The following is a 14,632-nucleotide window of genomic DNA, read 5'->3' as shown; positions in this document are numbered from 1 at the left end:
CCATGAAGAACCTCATCGCAGCAACCGCCGTCATCGCCTCGCTTGCCGGCACGACCTCCGCCTTCGCCCTGGAATCCGCCAGCCGCAGCGGCCCCAATGTGGAACACTCGTCCGGCAATATCGACCGCACGGTCGTCGGCTCCATCATCCGGGATACGGGCGCCAAGGCAGACCGCGCACCGGTCGACAGCAGCAACCTCAATGTGATCTACGGCTTCGATTCCGGCCGCGGCGTCACCGTCGGCACGTCCTCCCGCAACTAGCAGGATGCCCGTGCGCCGCGACAAGCGCGATCGCCACGGCAACTAGCCCGAACAAATCAACACGATCGCGGGCCCCGAAGCTTAACGCTCCGGGGCCATAATGCGCCCACTCACGCCCTCGTCCCATTTTTGGCCTTTGGCGCCATCAGCCGTCCGCGCTATGCCTTGGCGAGCCTCACTCAAGGAGCCAAGCCAATGCGGACGTCACCCCACACCCTTCTTGTCACCCTCGCCATCCTCGCCCTTCCGCAACTGGCATTCGCCAAGGAAAATCGCTGTGGCTGGATCCAGAACCCGACGCCCGGCAATTTCTGGCTGGACGACAGCGAAGGCATGTGGGTTCTCCTCACCCAGGGCTCCGACGAGGAGCCGCTCGGCATGGAAAACTTCCCCGACATCTCGACCGGCGACTATGTCGCCTCCAACGGGAATTACGGCTACACCTGCGGCTGCATCCAGGCCGAGACCGAGCGTAGCACCGACAGCCAGGATTCCGCGGCCGGCCGCATCACCGCGATCTACGGGGTGAAGCTGCTACCGCTCAAGAAGTGCCTCGCCGATCCCGCCCTGCCGAAGCCGGAATAGACCTATTCCGCATAATCGACCGGCACGACCGTTCCCGCCTTCAGCGTCTCCATGGAGATGAAGGCGGAAACGTCGAACAGCTCGATCCGCTTGACCAGGCGCCGATAGACGACGTCGTAGTGCTCGACGCGCGGCAGAACGATCTTCAGCAGATAGTCATAGGAGCCGGTGAGGCGGTGTGCCTCGACAATCTCGCCAAGATCGCTGATCGCCTTGCGAAAGCTCTCGATCCATTCGTCCGAGTGATGCGCCGTCTTGATCAGGGCAAAGACCGTGGTCGGCACGCCGATACGCTCCCGGTCGAGCACGACCACGCGGCGAGCGATATAGCCCGCCTCCTCCAGCCGCTGGATGCGCCGCGAACAGGCCGACGGGGATAGCGCAACCTTTTCCGCGAGTTCAGCAACAGCAACGGATGCGTCCCGCTGCAATGCATCCAGAATCTTCCGATCGCGCTCGTCCAGCATTCCACCCTCGAGTAAACTTCACCACGCGCAAAAAATATGCACACTTTACGCGAGACGCGCAATTCACACGCGCCGAACAGCGTCTCTGGTGGCAAGAATGCAAACCAATTGCCCGCAGGCTTGGCCATAATCCCCGCCAGCAAACCAGGGGTACACGACCATGAAGACAATCGGCCTGATCGGCGGCATGAGTTTCGAGAGCACGGCGGTCTATTACCGCCTCATCAACGAGATGGTCCGCGCCGAGCTCGGCGGCATCGCCTCGGCGGAAGTCCTGATGCACTCCGTCAACTTCGAAGAAATCGTCGGCTACCAGAAGGCCGGTCGCTGGGATCTCGCCGAGAAGCGCCTCGCCGACTGCGCACTCGGGCTGCAAGTCGCCGGCGCCGATTGCATCCTGATCTGCACCAACACCATGCACCTCGTCGCGGACGGCGTCGCCGCCCGCCTCGACATCCCCCTTCTCCACATCGTCGACGAGACCGCAGCAGTCATCAAGTCCGCCGGTTTCCGCCGTCCGCTGGTTCTCGCCACCCGATACACCATGGAACATGGCTTCTACACGGACCGCATGCGCGCGCTTGGTCTTGATCCACGCGTGCCGGAGGCCGATGACCGCACGATCATCCACGACGTGATCTTCGACGAACTCTGCGCCGGTGCGGTCAAGGATGCCTCACGCGAGGCCTATATCGCCATCATCGACAAGGCCAGGCAGGCTGGCGCGGACTGCGTCATCCTCGGATGCACGGAAATCTGCCTCCTCCTCGATCCCGATGCCCTGCCCTTGCCCGGCTTCGATTCGACGACCATTCATTCGCGCGCCGCGGCCGATTTCGCGCTCAGTGCCGAACCGGCCCTCAAACTTGCCATTTAGTTGACTGCGTCAATCATCTGATTGTCAAGGGGCAACTACGGTGCTAGTGAATCGGACCTCGAGAGGAGGTCCGGTCCATGCGCGAATCCACAGACGTCACGACAATCGAGGCGATGCGCGCCTTCAATCGGTTCTACACCGACCGGATCGGCATCCTCGACCGCGCCTATCTCAAGGCCGATTACACGCTGGCCGAGGCCCGCATCGTCTACGAGATCGGCACGCGCGTAGAAGTCCTTGCCGTGGAACTGGTGCGTGACCTGCACCTCGACCCGGCCTATCTCAGCCGCATACTGAAGAAATTCCGCGAACGCGGCCTCGTCACGGTCGCCCAGGACCCGACCGACGGACGAAGCCAGCGACTCGCCCTGACCGACAAGGGACGCACCGAATTCGAGACGCTGGCCGAGCTCTCGAGCAACCAGTTGCGCCAGATGTTGGCACCGCTCGGACGGTCCGAAAAGGCGTCCCTCGTCGAAGCGATGGCAACCATCACCCGCCTGATCGAGCCGGAAACCCGCGCCCACACCCCCGCTATCCTGCGTCCGCATCGTCCGGGCGACCTCGGCTGGATGGTCCAGTCGCAGACCGAGTTCTATGTCGGCACATTTGGCTGGAACGGGCGCTTCGAGGCCCTGGTCAGCCAGGTGGCGGCGGACTTCCTCGAGCGCTACGACGCCGGGCGCGATCATTGCTGGATCGCCGAGCGCGCCGGCCTGCGGGTCGGTTCGGTCATCGTGATGGACGGCGGCGACGGCGTCGCCAAGCTGAGAATGCTGTTTGTCGATGAGGCAGCCCGTGGCCTTGGGCTCGGCAAGCTGCTGGTCGAGCAATGCGTGCACTTTGCCCGCAATGCCGGCTACCGCCAGCTCACGCTGTGGACCAACGACATCCTGCACACGGCGCGCCATATCTATGTCGCGGCAGGCTTCCGTCTGGTCGCCGAGGAAAGACACTCAATGTTCGGGCCTGAACTCAACGGCCAGACCTGGACGCTCGATCTCTGACGACAGCCTCAGGCATTGCGTTCGTCGAAGCTGCGGCGGGCATCCTTGACGGCAAGAAAATTCGCCTCCGCCCATTCGAGCAGCACGCACAACGCCTTGAACAACGAGTGCCCGAGATCCGTCAGCCGATATTCGACGCTCGGCGGCTTGGTCGGAAACACGGTGCGCAGCACATAGCCGTCGCGCTCCAGGTCGCGCAGCGTCTGGGTCAGCATGCGCTGCGAAATGTCCGGCACCAGCCGACGAAGTTCGCCGAAGCGATAGGGCTTTTCCGACAGCGCCAGCAGCAGCAGCGTCGACCATTTGCCGCCGATGTGATCGATCACGGTGCGCACCGGACAGTTCTCCAGCTTGGGTCCGTCCCCCCCGTATCCGGCGATCTTCTCTTCAAAACGGGTAATGGCAACGGTCATGGCGGTTCCCTATCGGTAAGGTGGGCACCAAAAACTGCCTTCTTTACAAGCGCCGGTCAATCTCCATTTTAGTGCAACTCTCATTTTGAGAGCAGCTATTCGTTCGGCGGCGCCTGCCGCCATCGCCAAAGGAAAGACCATGAGCAAGATCCTCGTCACCGGCGCCGCCGGCCATCTCGGCCGCCTCGTCATCAAGCATCTGATCGAAAGCCGGAAGCTGAGCCCCTCGGACATCGTCGCCGGCAGCCGCGACACCGCCAGGCTCGCCGACCTGGCGGCCCTCGGCGTCGAAACACGTCGCGTCGATTTCGATGACAAGGCCTCGCTCGAAGCCGCCTTCTCCGGCATCGACCGGCTGCTGATCGTCTCCACCGACGAACTCGGCACGCCGGGCAAGCGCCTCGTTCAGCACAGCGCCGCCGTTGCAGCCGCCAAGGCCGCGGGCGTCGGGCGCATCTTCTACACCTCCATGCCGCAGCCGGAAGATTCTGAGATCACCTTCAAGGGCGATCATCTGGGAACGGAACAGGCGATCAAGGCCTCCGGCCTCGCCTACACCATCTTCCGCAATGGCTGGTACATGGAGAACCTGTTCATGAGCCTGCCGCAGGCGCTCGCCAGCGGGCACTGGTACACCTCGGCCGGTGACGGCCGGATCGCCCATATCGCCCGCGAAGACATAGCCCGCGCCATCGCCGCAGGCCTCGCCAAGCCGGCAGAAGGCAACGCGATCTACACGCTGACCGGAGAGACGGCCTATACGACGGAAGAAATCGCCGCCCTGGTGCGCGAGGTGACCGGCAAGCCGCTCGCCGTCGTCAACCTGACCGATGCCCAGCTGTCCGAAGGCATGGCCGCCGCCGGCGTGCCCGCGCCCTTCATCCCGACTTTCGTGTCCTTCGACGCCAATACGCGCGAAGGCAAGATCGCCATGGCGACGGCCGACGCCGAAACGCTGTCGGGCGTCAAGCGCCTGTCGCTGAAGGATTTCCTCGAAGCCAACAAGGCTGCCCTCGGCTGACGAGACCCCCGGGGCCGGACGATCCGATGCGCGGGACCGCCTTCCGCCGTCAGATCTTCTGGCCGCAGGCATGGCGGAAACGGCGTACCGTTTCCGCCATGCCGAACTCCAGCGCATCGGCCGTCAGGCCGTGGCCGATCGACACTTCGGCCAGTTTGGGAATACGCTTGATCAGGGCCGGAAGGTTGGCGACCGTCAGGTCATGGCCGGCATTGACGGCAAGACCGACGGCAAGCGCCGCATCGGCCGTGCGACCGAGAAGGTCGATCTCTTCGGCAGCCTTTGCCGGATTGTCGTAGCAGCCGCCATAGGGCCCTGTGTAGAGTTCGATCCGGTCGGCGCCCGTCTCGCGCGCCTGTCTCACCGCATCCGCATTGCCGTCGCCGTCGGCAAACAGCGACACGCGCATGCCCTTGGCCTTCAGCCGCGCGACGACTTCGCTGAGGAAAGACCGGTGCCTGGCGAAATCCCAGCCATGGTCGGAGGTCGCCTGGCTCGGATCGTCCGGCACCAGCGTCACCTGCTCCGGCTCGGTCGCCTCGCACAGCGCAAGGAATTCCTCCGTCGGATAGCCCTCGATATTGAACTCTGCCTCCGGGAATTCGTCGTCGATCAGCGCCCGCAGCACCGGCAGGTCGGAAAAGCGGATGTGCCGCTGGTCCGGGCGCGGATGCACGGTCAGCCCGCTTGCACCGGCGCCAAGGGCGATCCGGCCGAGATGGGCGACGTCCGGCCAGGGTAGATCGCGGCGGTTGCGCAGCATGGCAATGGCATTGAGGTTTACGGAAAGCTTGGCGGGCATTCGGGCAGTGTCCATGAAGGAATATGGGTCCGATCACCATTTAGGCGATCATGCCGCCGAAGGCCAACGAGAATCACATATGCGTTCATTGACGAAACTGATGGGTAGACGGCTGCGTGCTGCAGGCGCGCCTCCCTGGCCCCTCGATTTACGGTATTGACGGCACTTTCCGACCGCGATTCTCAGGTTTCGCATTGTGTCATCCGTCACAACCGCTAAGTTCGCGCAAAGCTGCTGCACCCCAGCACCCTGCCGAGCCGTGCCAAACCGGTGAAAACGGCGCCAGGGCGATGAACCCATGGAGAGGCAATGAGCCAGGATCGGCCTATCGAAGCGGGAAGGATAAGTCTGGCGCTCTCGGCGATCCTGTCGAGCCAGACATTCGCCCGCTCGCAGAGACTGCGAACCTTCCTCAAATTCGTCGTCGAGCGCGAACAGCTCGGCCTTGCCCGTCAACTCAAGGGCTCGACCATCGGCATGGATGTATTCAGCCGCGACGGCGCGCTCGACCCCGGGGTGGATGCCCTGGTCCGGGTGCAGGCCGGCAAGCTCCGGCGGCTCATCAATCTCTACTATGCCGACGAGGGTCGAAACGATCCGGTCCGCATCCGCATTCCGCTCGGCGGCTATGTGCCGGTCTATGAACTGCGATCCGATGCCCGTCGCCCGATCGAGTCCGCCTTGCCGCGCATCGCCGAGCGGGAGCGGGATCCGGATGAAGAGATCCGCATCGACCTCAAGGCTGCGGGTGGTGATACCAGTTCCGGGTCCGGATACGCGTCCGACCGGCATTTGCTTGCCCTGCCGATGGTCCATTGCGTCGTCACAGCCGCAAGTGACGGGCGGGCGCGAACCTTCGACAACGCGCTCAGGTTCTCGGAAGCCAGGCTCTGCGCCTTCAAGCTGGCCCCGCCATCGTCGCCGCCACCCGTCGCGCCCGGCAAGCTCGATTTCCTGCTCAACCTCTGCTCGGCGGTCGGGACCGGCCCGCTCCATGCCCGCCTCGTGCACCCTGCCAGCGGCGAGACGATCGCCGCCCAGTCGCACCCGCCCGGCACCACGGCCACCAGCCGCCAGATCGCCGCCTTCGCCAACCAGTTCGTCGCCCGGACCCTGACCTTGAGCGGCGAAGTCTATGCCTTCTGCCGCACAGCCGGCCTGTCATCGCCGTTGATGGAGTGCCTTGAGGCCACTTATCACTACAGGCTCGAGAATTCGCATGACGCTTACCTCGAGGCCAGCCGCCACCAGCAGCGCCTGGTCCACCCAGAGCGACTGCCCGCCTTCATCTCCGAACTGTCCGACCTTCTGGCCCTGACACACCGGCAATCCTGAGATCGCATGGGTTCGACGATCGCGTTTGCCAAACGCGAACAAGCCGACTAGGCTGGTTTCACATAACTGTTGCAGAACAACCTGGAATATACGGCGTAGGACGGTGCGGGGGAGACGCGCCGGCCAAATGCACCTTCCCGGGGGAGCGGCAGCCATCGCAGACCTGATGCAACGCTGGACGGGGGAGGTCATGGCGGACGGATCGAAATATCTGCAAGGCGAAAGCCAGCGGCGCGACGGCGCCCCTGCCGATGGCACCTACCTTCCCGACATCCCCCTGCCCCGCGACATTCCGCCGGATCCCGTTCCGATCGCCGATATGGCCGAGATTTTTGGCGTCACCCACCGCACCCTTCACTTCTACGAGGAAAAAGGCCTGCTCTCCGCCCGACGCATCGGCCTGATGCGCGTCTATAGCCGCGGCGATATCGCCCGCATGGCGCTGATCAATGCCTGCCGCGAGATCGGCATGCCGGTCGCGGGCATCCAGGAGTTGATGGAGACACTCAAGTCGGCCCGCTCCGAACTGGAGGCAAACGGGATCTTCGAGGAGGCGCTCACCGCCCGAAAGCGCGAATTGACGGCAAGTCTTTCGACCATCCATCGCCAGTTGCAGCAACTCGCCTCCCTCCTGTCCCATGAGGCGATCGACGGACGATCCGAACGCTCAAGCCGGCACGCCTCGATTGCGCTCGACGAGAACGAACGCCACTGCCTCGAACTCATGGCGGAGGGTTATGCACCCTTGCGCGTCGCCCGCGCTCTGTCGATGACGAGTTCGGAAGTCGCGGCGCTCGAGACCACCATCATTCGCAAGCTCGACGCCAACAACCGCTTCCAGGCGGTCGCCAAGGCGGTCCTGCTCGGCATCGTCGCCTCGTGAGACTTGAAATTCGTCAAATATGACAAGGATTTAACGGGACAGTCGGTCACGGCGGGCTTAAACGTGACGTATACTCAACAACAAAAGGGTCCTCCCATGCCCACCTTCCTTTCCCGCTACGCCACGCCCTTCACCACCGGCCTGTTCATGGTCTCGCTCGTTTCCGGTATCGCGCTGTTTTTCCACTTCGGCACCTCCGCCTTCCGCGAGATGCATGAATGGCTGAGCATGGTGCTCATCCTGCCCTTCGTCCTGCACATCTGGAAGAACTGGCGTCCGTTCCTGATGTATTTCAAGCGTCCGCCCATGGCGATCGCGCTTGGCCTGTCGCTCGCCGCCGGCCTTGCCATGGCCTGGCCGGCCCTGACCGGAACGACTTCCGTTTCCCCACAGGTCGCCATGATCGAGCTCGTCGCCAATGGTACGCCCGCCCAGGTCGCACCACTCTACAACCAGACCGAAGAGGCTTTCATCGCAGTCTTGAAGGAAAAGGGCTTCACCGCCGCGGAAACCGGCAAGTCGCTCGTCGACATCGCCACCGCGTCCGGCAAGGGCGAGCGCGACGTCGTCATGGCGCTGACCGCGCTCACGCAGTAAGGACCACGGCAGACGCTCACCGGACGATGGTGAGCGTCTCCGCCGCGCGGGTCACCGCGGTATAGAGCCAGCGTTCGCGCGTGTCGCGAAAGGCCCAGCTCTCGTCGAACAGCACGACGTCGTTCCACTGCGACCCTTGAGCCTTGTGCACCGTCAGCGCGTAGCCGTAGTCGAATTCGTCATAGCGCTTGCGCGTGGCCCACGGGATCTCCGCCTCCACGTCCTCGAAGGCGGCCTTCAACAGCTTGATCTTCGCCGCGCCGCGATCCATGTCGTCGTCCTCGGGCTTGATTAGCAGGTTGATGCCGGGCTTTACCGTTTCGCGCGACGAGGTCATGACCTGCCACAGCGAGCCGTTGAGCAGCCCCTTCACCTGATCGTTCCTCAGGCACACAAGCTTGTCGCCCGCCTGCGGATAATCGACGGTGAAGCCTTTCAGCTCGCGCAGACGCTTGTTGTAGCGCCGCCGCGTCTTGTTGGTACCGACCAGCACCTGGTCGGCACCGAGCACCAGATCCTGCGTCACCTCGTTCTTGGAAATCACCTTGGCGGTGCCGTAGTCGCCATACATGATCTCCTTTCCCTCGCGCACATGCATGGCGAGCTGGATGATCGGATTGTCCCGCGCCTGGCGATGGATGTCGGTGAGCAGATAATCCGGCTCCTGGTCGGTGAAGAAGCCGCCGCCCGAGACCGGCGGCAGCTGGCCGGGATCGCCGAGCACCAGGATCGGCGTGCCAAAGCTCATCAGGTCGCGGCCGAGCTGCTCGTCGACCATCGAGCATTCGTCGATGACGATCAGCGCCGCCTTGGCGAGCGGACTCTGCCGGTTGATCGAAAACATCGGCGCGATCGAGGTGCGGCCGGTCTCTTCGTCCTCGACGGCCTCCTCGCCGCGCGGCCGGTAGATCAACGAATGAATGGTCCGTGCGTTGGTCGCGCCGCGCGAGCGCAACACCTGCGCCGCCTTGCCGGTAAACGCTGCGAACAGCACCTCGCCATCGACATTCTCGGCGAAATGCCGGGCAAGCGTGGTCTTGCCCGTGCCGGCATAGCCGAACAGGCGAAACACCGGCTGCTTGCCCTCCTTCAGCCATTTGGCAACGGCTTTCAGGGCTTCGTCCTGCTGGGGTGCGAACTGCATGGGATGGTGCTTGGCAGGATTCCCCCGCCTTGGCAAGGCAAAGGCCGGCTCCCGGCCCGACCGTCCAACGGTTTGCGACGGGTCTGACCATGCTGAAAAAATTTGTGCCCGGGCGGGAATAAAACAACCCCTTGCGATGTCTCATGCACAGGCAAGCCCAGGACGGCGCCTGCCGCAACCTCTCCGGAGAAAGACATCCATGAGAAACCGCATTCTCCTTACCATCGCGCTCGCCGCCTTTGCCGGTTCCGCGCTCGCCGCCCCGGTCAAGACCGTCAAGAGCGGCAAGGGCCAGGCCGTCGCCGCCGACAACGGCATGACCCTCTACACCTTCAAGAACGACAAGAAGGGCGTCTCCAACTGCTACGACGATTGCGCCAAGAACTGGCCGCCCTTCATCGCCGCTTCCGGTGCCAAGGCCGAAGGTGCATATTCGCAGGTGAGCCGCAAGGACGGCGCCATGCAATGGGCCAAGGACGGCAAGCCGCTCTACTTCTGGGTCAAGGACATGAAGGAAGGCGACGCCACCGGCGACGCCGTGAAAGGTGTCTGGGATGCCGCAAGGCCCTGACGGCGACAACCGGAAGCCGGGGGAAACCTCCCCCGGCTCCGGCCCGTTCGAAGACGACGTGCTGGCGCTGCTGCCGCAGCTCAGGCGCTATTCGCGCAGCCTTGCCCGCTCGCAAGCCGAGGGTGACGACCTCTTGCAGGATTGCGTCGAGAAGGCGCTCGCCAACCGGCGTCACTGGCGCGGCGTCAACCTCAAGGCCTGGACCTATGCGATCATGACCAATCTCTACCGCAACCGCTATCGCCAGCGCGCGCGCCATCCCGCCGTCAGCATCGATGAGGCGGCCGAACTGCCGGCAGCCGAGGTTCACGGCGACCCGCTCGAGCGGGACCGGCTGGTGGCGGCCCTCGACAGCCTGCCGGAGGAGAACCGCGCCGTGCTGATGCTGGTCATCGTCGAGGGCTACGGCTATCAGGAGGTGGCCGACATGCTGGATCTGCCGATCGGCACGGTCATGTCCCGCCTGTCGCGGGCCCGCCAGCGCCTGCGCGATCAACTGAACGACAGCAACATCATCTCGTTGCGGAGACCGCGATGACCGACAAGAATATCCCCGTCAGCGAAGACGACCTGCACGCCTATGTCGACGGCTTTCTCGATCCGGATCGGCGGCTTGAGGTCGAGGCCTGGCTGGGCAAGAATCCCGATGCCGCCGCGATGGTTGCCGACTGGCGGCGGCAGAACGAGGACATTCGCGGCCTCTTTGCCGGCCGCGCCGAGACACGGGCGGAAGATGCCACCCTTGTCTCCAGGGCGGGAAATCGGACGGATATTCGATCCGCTCGAAACCAGGCGCGCCCTTGGCAGGCGGCCGCCGCCGTCATGCTCTTCGTCGGCGGCGCGATTGCCGGTCAACTGGCTCCGCCGTACTTCACCGGCGCGCCGCAACCGACGCTGCAGACCGCCGCCCTGCCCGACCAGTCGCGCTCGGCCTTCCTGATCTATGCCAGCGATATCCGCCATCCGGTCGAGGTCGGCGCCGACGAGCAGCAGCACCTTGCCGCCTGGCTCGGCAAGCGGCTCGACACGCCCTTGCGCATCCCGGACCTCTCGGCCCTGGGCCTTAAACTTGTCGGCGGCCGGCTCGTGCCGGTGTCCGGCAAGGCCGGCGCGCTGTTGATGTACGAGGACGATGCCGGCGAGCGGATCACGGTGTTGCTCGGCCGCAACGAAGAAAACCGCGAGACCAGCTTTCGCTATGCCAGCGAGGCGGGCCTCGAGACCTTCTACTGGATCGACGGCCCGATCGGCTATGCCGTGACGGGCGAGATATCGCGTGAGCGGCTGCAGCAGGTGGCCGACGATTGCTACCGGCAGTTCGAAACCTGACGACAGGCGGGCCGGAATCGCGTCCGGCCCGACAAGCTCGGAAACCGCCCGCTCAACCGGCGACGGCCAGCTCCACCGCCGCAGAGGTACCGCCGCCCTGCGTACCCGCCACGACCACGATCGGAAGCTTGCCGGCCTTGGCAAGGTCCTCGGAGGACAGGGTCACGACCAGCAGGCCAGCATTCTTGAACACGCTGTCCCTCTTCTTGTCGCCGACCTTGACGGTGGAGTTGGCATCGAAGCCGCTGCCCTCCACCTTAAGCGTCAGGTCCGCATCATGCAGCTTCTTGGCGGCAGGCTCCAGCCGCTCGATCTTCGGCCGCGCCACCGGCGTCTTCTCGGCCGTGCGGAACACAGCCTTGAAGATTTCCTCCAGCTTGTCCGACGCCTCCTTGGCGAACATGCCGGCCAGCGCGCCGAGGGCGGCAAAGCCGAAGGGATTGGCGGTATCCATCACCGCGCCGCTGTCGGAGAGCGAGGCGGAGAACAGGCCGCCCCGCACGACCATGTAGAGGAACAGCGCCAGCCCCATGCCGATCGGCACCTTCATCAGGTACCACCATGTCCAGTTCGCCTCATAGCGGCCGAGGCCATGAAAATTGGCGTAGGAACGTGCCGCTGAAATCGCGCTGCCGAGCGCGCCCGAGACGAGCACGATCGCCAGCAGCCGCACTTCCACCTGGTCGGTGAAGTTCCAAAGGGACCGCAGCTCGGCCACCGTCTTGCCTTGCGGCGTATAGGGGCTCGGCCAGATCGCCACCAGCAGGCAGGTCAACAGAAGCGGCAGGATCAGCAGGTACAGACCGAGCCCCAGTTCGAGCCGTTTTCCGCCCTCCGTCGGCGCGAGCACGCGTGTTTCTTGCGCCTTTTTCGGATCATCCGTCTTGATTGAATGCGTCGTATCGCCGATCATTGCACGCCCCGCCCTTGGGTTCTGCCGCACCCAGGATCACGATACGGCAATCCCGCCCGAATGCAACCTCTGCGCGCTTCGCCCGACGCCCGCACCCATCCATTTTCGAGAACCGGACGAACTGTTCGGCAGCGGAGCGAATTGCGGCCTGATGGGCTATCCCGCGCCCGTCAGCGCAGCATCGGCCAAAGGCTGGCCACGAGAAGCAGGGCCATGGTGATGTTGAACCATTTGAGCCGCGCCGGCACGGAGAGCCATTCGCGCAAGACCGAGCCGAAACCCGCCCAGGTGGAGACACTGGGAAGGTTGACCGCCGCAAAGACGACACCGACGAGGATCACGCTCGACAGATAGCTCTGGTCGTCGACATAGACCGTCATTGCCGTGACGGCCATGACCCAGGCCTTTGGATTGACCCACTGGAAGGCGGCGGCGCCGAGAAACGTCATCGGCCTGCCGCTGATCGATCCCTCGCCCAGCGTCCGCGACGAGCCGATCTTCCAGGCGATGGAGAGCAGGTAGAGCCCGCCGGCGATCTTCAGGCCGGTATAGAGAACCGGCACGGTTGCGAGCAAGGCGCCAAGCCCGAGGCCGACGCCGATCAAGAGCGACAGGAAGCCCGCGCCAATGCCGAGCATGTGCGGGATCGTCCGGCGGAAGCCGAAATTCACCCCCGAAGCAAACAGCATCATATTGTTCGGCCCCGGCGTAATCGAGGTGGCGAAGGCAAAGGTGACGAGCGCCGTCAGGGTCGCGGTATCCAAGAAAACTCTCCCGAAGAAATCTGCGGCACGATAGTCGCTGACAAGGCGGCCCGCCATCGTCGATTTGTCACCATGGCAATCGGCCGATCTTGCAAGCGTCGAGCACTCGATTAAGCTGGCCACCCGCCAAGCGACGACGAGAGGCTCCATGCACGACCCGATCCCGACCGTCACCCTGCCTTCCGGCACCACCGTTCCGGCGCTCGGTCTCGGAACCTGGCAGATGGGCGAAACCAAAGCCCGTGCCCGCGACGAGATCGACAGCCTGAGGCTCGGCCTTGACCTCGGCATGACGCTTGTCGACACGGCGGAAATGTATGGCGACGGGGAGGCCGAGCGGATCGTCGGCCGGGCGCTGGAAGACCGCCGCGAAGCCGCGTTTCTCGTTTCCAAGGTCTACCCATGGAACGCCAGCCGGCATGGCACGATCGCCGCCTGCGAAGCAAGCCTTCAGCGGCTCGCGACCGACCGCCTCGATCTCTACCTTCTGCATTGGCGCGGCGAACACCCGCTCGAGGACACCGTCGCCGCCTTCGAGGCGCTGCGGGCCGCCGGCAAGATCGGCGCCTGGGGCGTGTCCAACTTCGATGTCGCCGACATGGAGGAACTGCTCGCCCTGCCCGGCGGCGAGAACTGCGCGGTCAACCAGGTGCTCTACAACCTTTCGCGCCGCGGCATCGAGCATGACCTTCTGCCCTGGTGCCAGGCCCATGCCATTCCGGTCATGGCCTATTCGCCGATCGAGCAAGGCCGGCTTGTGCACCATCCGGAACTGATCCGCGTCGCCAAGGCCTACCAGGCCACGCCCGCCCAGGTGGCGCTGGCCTTTCTCCTCGAACGCGACGGCGTGATCGCCATCCCGAAATCCGCCAATATGGCCCGCGTGCGCGAGAACCGCGACGCCGTCGACCTCGACATCAGCGACGAGGACTGGTCAGCCCTCGACACCGCCTTCCCGCCACCGGCACGCAAGACGCCGCTGGAAATGCTGTGAACGGATGCCCTCGATGATCGACTGTTTGCTTCATAGCTAATGAGTTGAAAACCTGAGCATCAACGGGCGCCGGGCTAGACGTTTCGGCAATTTCCTAATTATAGAAATCCCGACCACGAGGAAGCCGAAAGACACGGAGCGCAGGGTTGAAAAAGCAGACGAAGAAGGGCGTAGCCGCCAGCCGCGACGAACGTCGCATGCAGCAGGTCTTTCATGCGCTCTCCGCACCACCGCGCCGGGCGATCCTCAAATACCTCGCGGCATCCAGCCTCACCGCCGGCGAGATCTCCTCGCGCTTCGACATGGCCAAGCCCTCCGTGTCTCAGCATCTGACCATCCTTGAGACCGCCGGCCTGGTCAGTCGCGACAAGCGCGGACAGTACGTACACTACGCCCTGGTCAAGCAGACGGTGGAAACCGCATTGATGGGATTGCTCGCCGACCTCGGCGCCCTGCCCCTCGCCGCCGAAGGGACGCCGCTCGCAGAAGAGGATCCATCCGCACCGGCAGCCGGCCGCGCGCGCAAGTCAGGGGCGGCAGCCGAGACTGATCTGCCCCCGGCTGAAAAGCCGGCACCGGCACAGATGTCGATGTTCTAGCAGGACGGCGGCCCCATTTCGTTTTCTTGGGGCGCGCATGCGGAAACGGAACGGGCGCCGTCGAGGCG

19 protein-coding genes are annotated in these 14,632 nt (G+C 64.2%); 13 read left to right on the top strand and 6 right to left on the bottom strand.

Features of this window, described 5'->3' with window-relative positions; all coding sequences use genetic code 11:
• Together DYZ14_RS24135 and DYZ14_RS16010 are read left to right on the top strand one after the other, a co-directional pair.
• The coding region (locus tag DYZ14_RS24135; RefSeq protein WP_195949980.1) for a hypothetical protein at nt 1-263 on the top strand (263 nt) is incomplete at its 5' end.
• Between the two features lie 195 nt (nt 264-458).
• Entirely contained in the window at nt 459-848 is a 390-nt protein-coding gene (locus DYZ14_RS16010) for a DUF4087 domain-containing protein (RefSeq protein WP_154721606.1), read from the top strand.
• A gap of 2 nt (nt 849-850) precedes the next feature.
• Here the strand turns inward: DYZ14_RS16010 and DYZ14_RS16005 are convergent, their stop codons facing one another.
• Entirely contained in the window at nt 851-1,315 is a 465-nt protein-coding gene (locus DYZ14_RS16005) for an Lrp/AsnC family transcriptional regulator (protein WP_115669203.1), read from the bottom strand.
• Nucleotides 1,316-1,475: 160 nt separating this feature from the next.
• Here DYZ14_RS16005 and DYZ14_RS16000 point away from each other — a divergent pair, with 160 nt between their 5' ends.
• Together DYZ14_RS16000 and DYZ14_RS15995 are read left to right on the top strand one after the other, a co-directional pair.
• Nucleotides 1,476-2,192 carry an aspartate/glutamate racemase family protein gene (locus DYZ14_RS16000; protein WP_154721605.1) on the top strand — a complete coding sequence of 239 codons (717 nt, stop codon included), beginning with the start codon at nt 1,476-1,478 and terminating at the stop codon, nt 2,190-2,192.
• Between the two features lie 77 nt (nt 2,193-2,269).
• Nucleotides 2,270-3,199 (top strand): bifunctional helix-turn-helix transcriptional regulator/GNAT family N-acetyltransferase, encoded by a 930-nt coding sequence (locus tag DYZ14_RS15995; RefSeq protein WP_154721604.1) that lies wholly within the window; start codon nt 2,270-2,272, stop codon nt 3,197-3,199.
• Nucleotides 3,200-3,207: 8 nt separating this feature from the next.
• Here the strand turns inward: DYZ14_RS15995 and DYZ14_RS15990 are convergent, their stop codons facing one another.
• Complete coding sequence (locus tag DYZ14_RS15990; protein WP_154721603.1) at nt 3,208-3,612, bottom strand: winged helix-turn-helix transcriptional regulator; 405 nt, start codon at nt 3,610-3,612, stop codon at nt 3,208-3,210.
• 139 nt (nt 3,613-3,751) lie between these two features.
• On the opposite strand from DYZ14_RS15990, the gene DYZ14_RS15985 reads away from it, so the two are divergent.
• Nucleotides 3,752-4,633, top strand: a complete 882-nt coding sequence (locus tag DYZ14_RS15985) for an SDR family oxidoreductase (RefSeq protein WP_154721602.1) — start codon at nt 3,752-3,754, stop codon at nt 4,631-4,633.
• Between the two features lie 49 nt (nt 4,634-4,682).
• Here the strand turns inward: DYZ14_RS15985 and DYZ14_RS15980 are convergent, their stop codons facing one another.
• Nucleotides 4,683-5,435 carry a pyridoxine 5'-phosphate synthase gene (locus DYZ14_RS15980; RefSeq protein ID WP_154721601.1) on the bottom strand — a complete coding sequence of 251 codons (753 nt, stop codon included), beginning with the start codon at nt 5,433-5,435 and terminating at the stop codon, nt 4,683-4,685.
• Nucleotides 5,436-5,744: 309 nt separating this feature from the next.
• Here DYZ14_RS15980 and DYZ14_RS15975 point away from each other — a divergent pair, with 309 nt between their 5' ends.
• The 3 genes from DYZ14_RS15975 (at nt 5,745) to DYZ14_RS15965 (ending at nt 8,250) form a co-directional block, all read left to right on the top strand.
• A complete protein-coding gene (locus DYZ14_RS15975) occupies nt 5,745-6,770 on the top strand; it encodes a hypothetical protein (protein ID WP_154721600.1) in 1,026 nt (341 codons plus the stop codon).
• 190 nt (nt 6,771-6,960) lie between these two features.
• Complete coding sequence (locus DYZ14_RS15970) at nt 6,961-7,653, top strand: MerR family transcriptional regulator (RefSeq protein ID WP_154721612.1); 693 nt, start codon at nt 6,961-6,963, stop codon at nt 7,651-7,653.
• A 96-nt stretch (nt 7,654-7,749) separates the two neighbouring features.
• Nucleotides 7,750-8,250, top strand: a complete 501-nt coding sequence (locus DYZ14_RS15965; protein WP_154721599.1) for a DUF4405 domain-containing protein — start codon at nt 7,750-7,752, stop codon at nt 8,248-8,250.
• Between the two features lie 16 nt (nt 8,251-8,266).
• On the opposite strand, the gene DYZ14_RS15960 is transcribed toward DYZ14_RS15965, so the two are convergent.
• The gene (locus DYZ14_RS15960; protein WP_154721598.1) at nt 8,267-9,394 is read right to left on the bottom strand and encodes an ATP-dependent DNA helicase; all 1,128 of its coding nucleotides are present in this window, start codon (nt 9,392-9,394) and stop codon (nt 8,267-8,269) included.
• Between the two features lie 199 nt (nt 9,395-9,593).
• Between DYZ14_RS15960 and DYZ14_RS15955 the strand changes: the two genes are divergently transcribed.
• The 3 genes from DYZ14_RS15955 to DYZ14_RS15945 are packed head-to-tail and all read left to right on the top strand — an operon-like array spanning nt 9,594 to nt 11,294.
• Nucleotides 9,594-9,965 carry a COG4315 family predicted lipoprotein gene (locus tag DYZ14_RS15955; RefSeq protein ID WP_154721597.1) on the top strand — a complete coding sequence of 124 codons (372 nt, stop codon included), beginning with the start codon at nt 9,594-9,596 and terminating at the stop codon, nt 9,963-9,965.
• Nucleotides 9,949-10,503, top strand: coding sequence for a sigma-70 family RNA polymerase sigma factor (locus DYZ14_RS15950; protein WP_154721596.1), 555 nt, complete (start codon nt 9,949-9,951; stop codon nt 10,501-10,503). The genes DYZ14_RS15955 and DYZ14_RS15950 overlap by 17 nt, the downstream gene beginning before the upstream one ends.
• Nucleotides 10,500-11,294 carry an anti-sigma factor family protein gene (locus tag DYZ14_RS15945; RefSeq protein ID WP_154721595.1) on the top strand — a complete coding sequence of 265 codons (795 nt, stop codon included), beginning with the start codon at nt 10,500-10,502 and terminating at the stop codon, nt 11,292-11,294. Before DYZ14_RS15950 ends, DYZ14_RS15945 begins: the two co-directional genes overlap by 4 nt.
• 52 nt (nt 11,295-11,346) lie before the next feature.
• On the opposite strand, the gene DYZ14_RS15940 is transcribed toward DYZ14_RS15945, so the two are convergent.
• On the bottom strand, nt 11,347-12,144 hold the full coding sequence (locus DYZ14_RS15940) for a hypothetical protein (protein ID WP_154721594.1): 798 nt from the start codon (nt 12,142-12,144) through the stop codon (nt 11,347-11,349).
• Between the two features lie 233 nt (nt 12,145-12,377).
• A complete protein-coding gene (locus DYZ14_RS15935) occupies nt 12,378-12,971 on the bottom strand; it encodes a LysE family translocator (RefSeq protein ID WP_154721593.1) in 594 nt (197 codons plus the stop codon).
• A 148-nt stretch (nt 12,972-13,119) separates the two neighbouring features.
• Between DYZ14_RS15935 and DYZ14_RS15930 the strand changes: the two genes are divergently transcribed.
• Both DYZ14_RS15930 and DYZ14_RS15925 read left to right on the top strand, forming a co-directional pair.
• Entirely contained in the window at nt 13,120-13,965 is an 846-nt protein-coding gene (locus DYZ14_RS15930; protein WP_154721592.1) for an aldo/keto reductase, read from the top strand.
• Nucleotides 13,966-14,111: 146 nt separating this feature from the next.
• Nucleotides 14,112-14,564 carry a metalloregulator ArsR/SmtB family transcription factor gene (locus tag DYZ14_RS15925; RefSeq protein ID WP_445292507.1) on the top strand — a complete coding sequence of 151 codons (453 nt, stop codon included), beginning with the start codon at nt 14,112-14,114 and terminating at the stop codon, nt 14,562-14,564.
• Nucleotides 14,565-14,632: the final 68 nt, after the last annotated feature.

Source organism: Ciceribacter sp. T2.26MG-112.2, from assembly GCF_900492205.1.
Taxonomy (GTDB): domain Bacteria; phylum Pseudomonadota; class Alphaproteobacteria; order Rhizobiales; family Rhizobiaceae; genus Allorhizobium; species Allorhizobium naphthalenivorans_A.
This window is presented reverse-complemented; position numbering and strand designations above follow the sequence as displayed.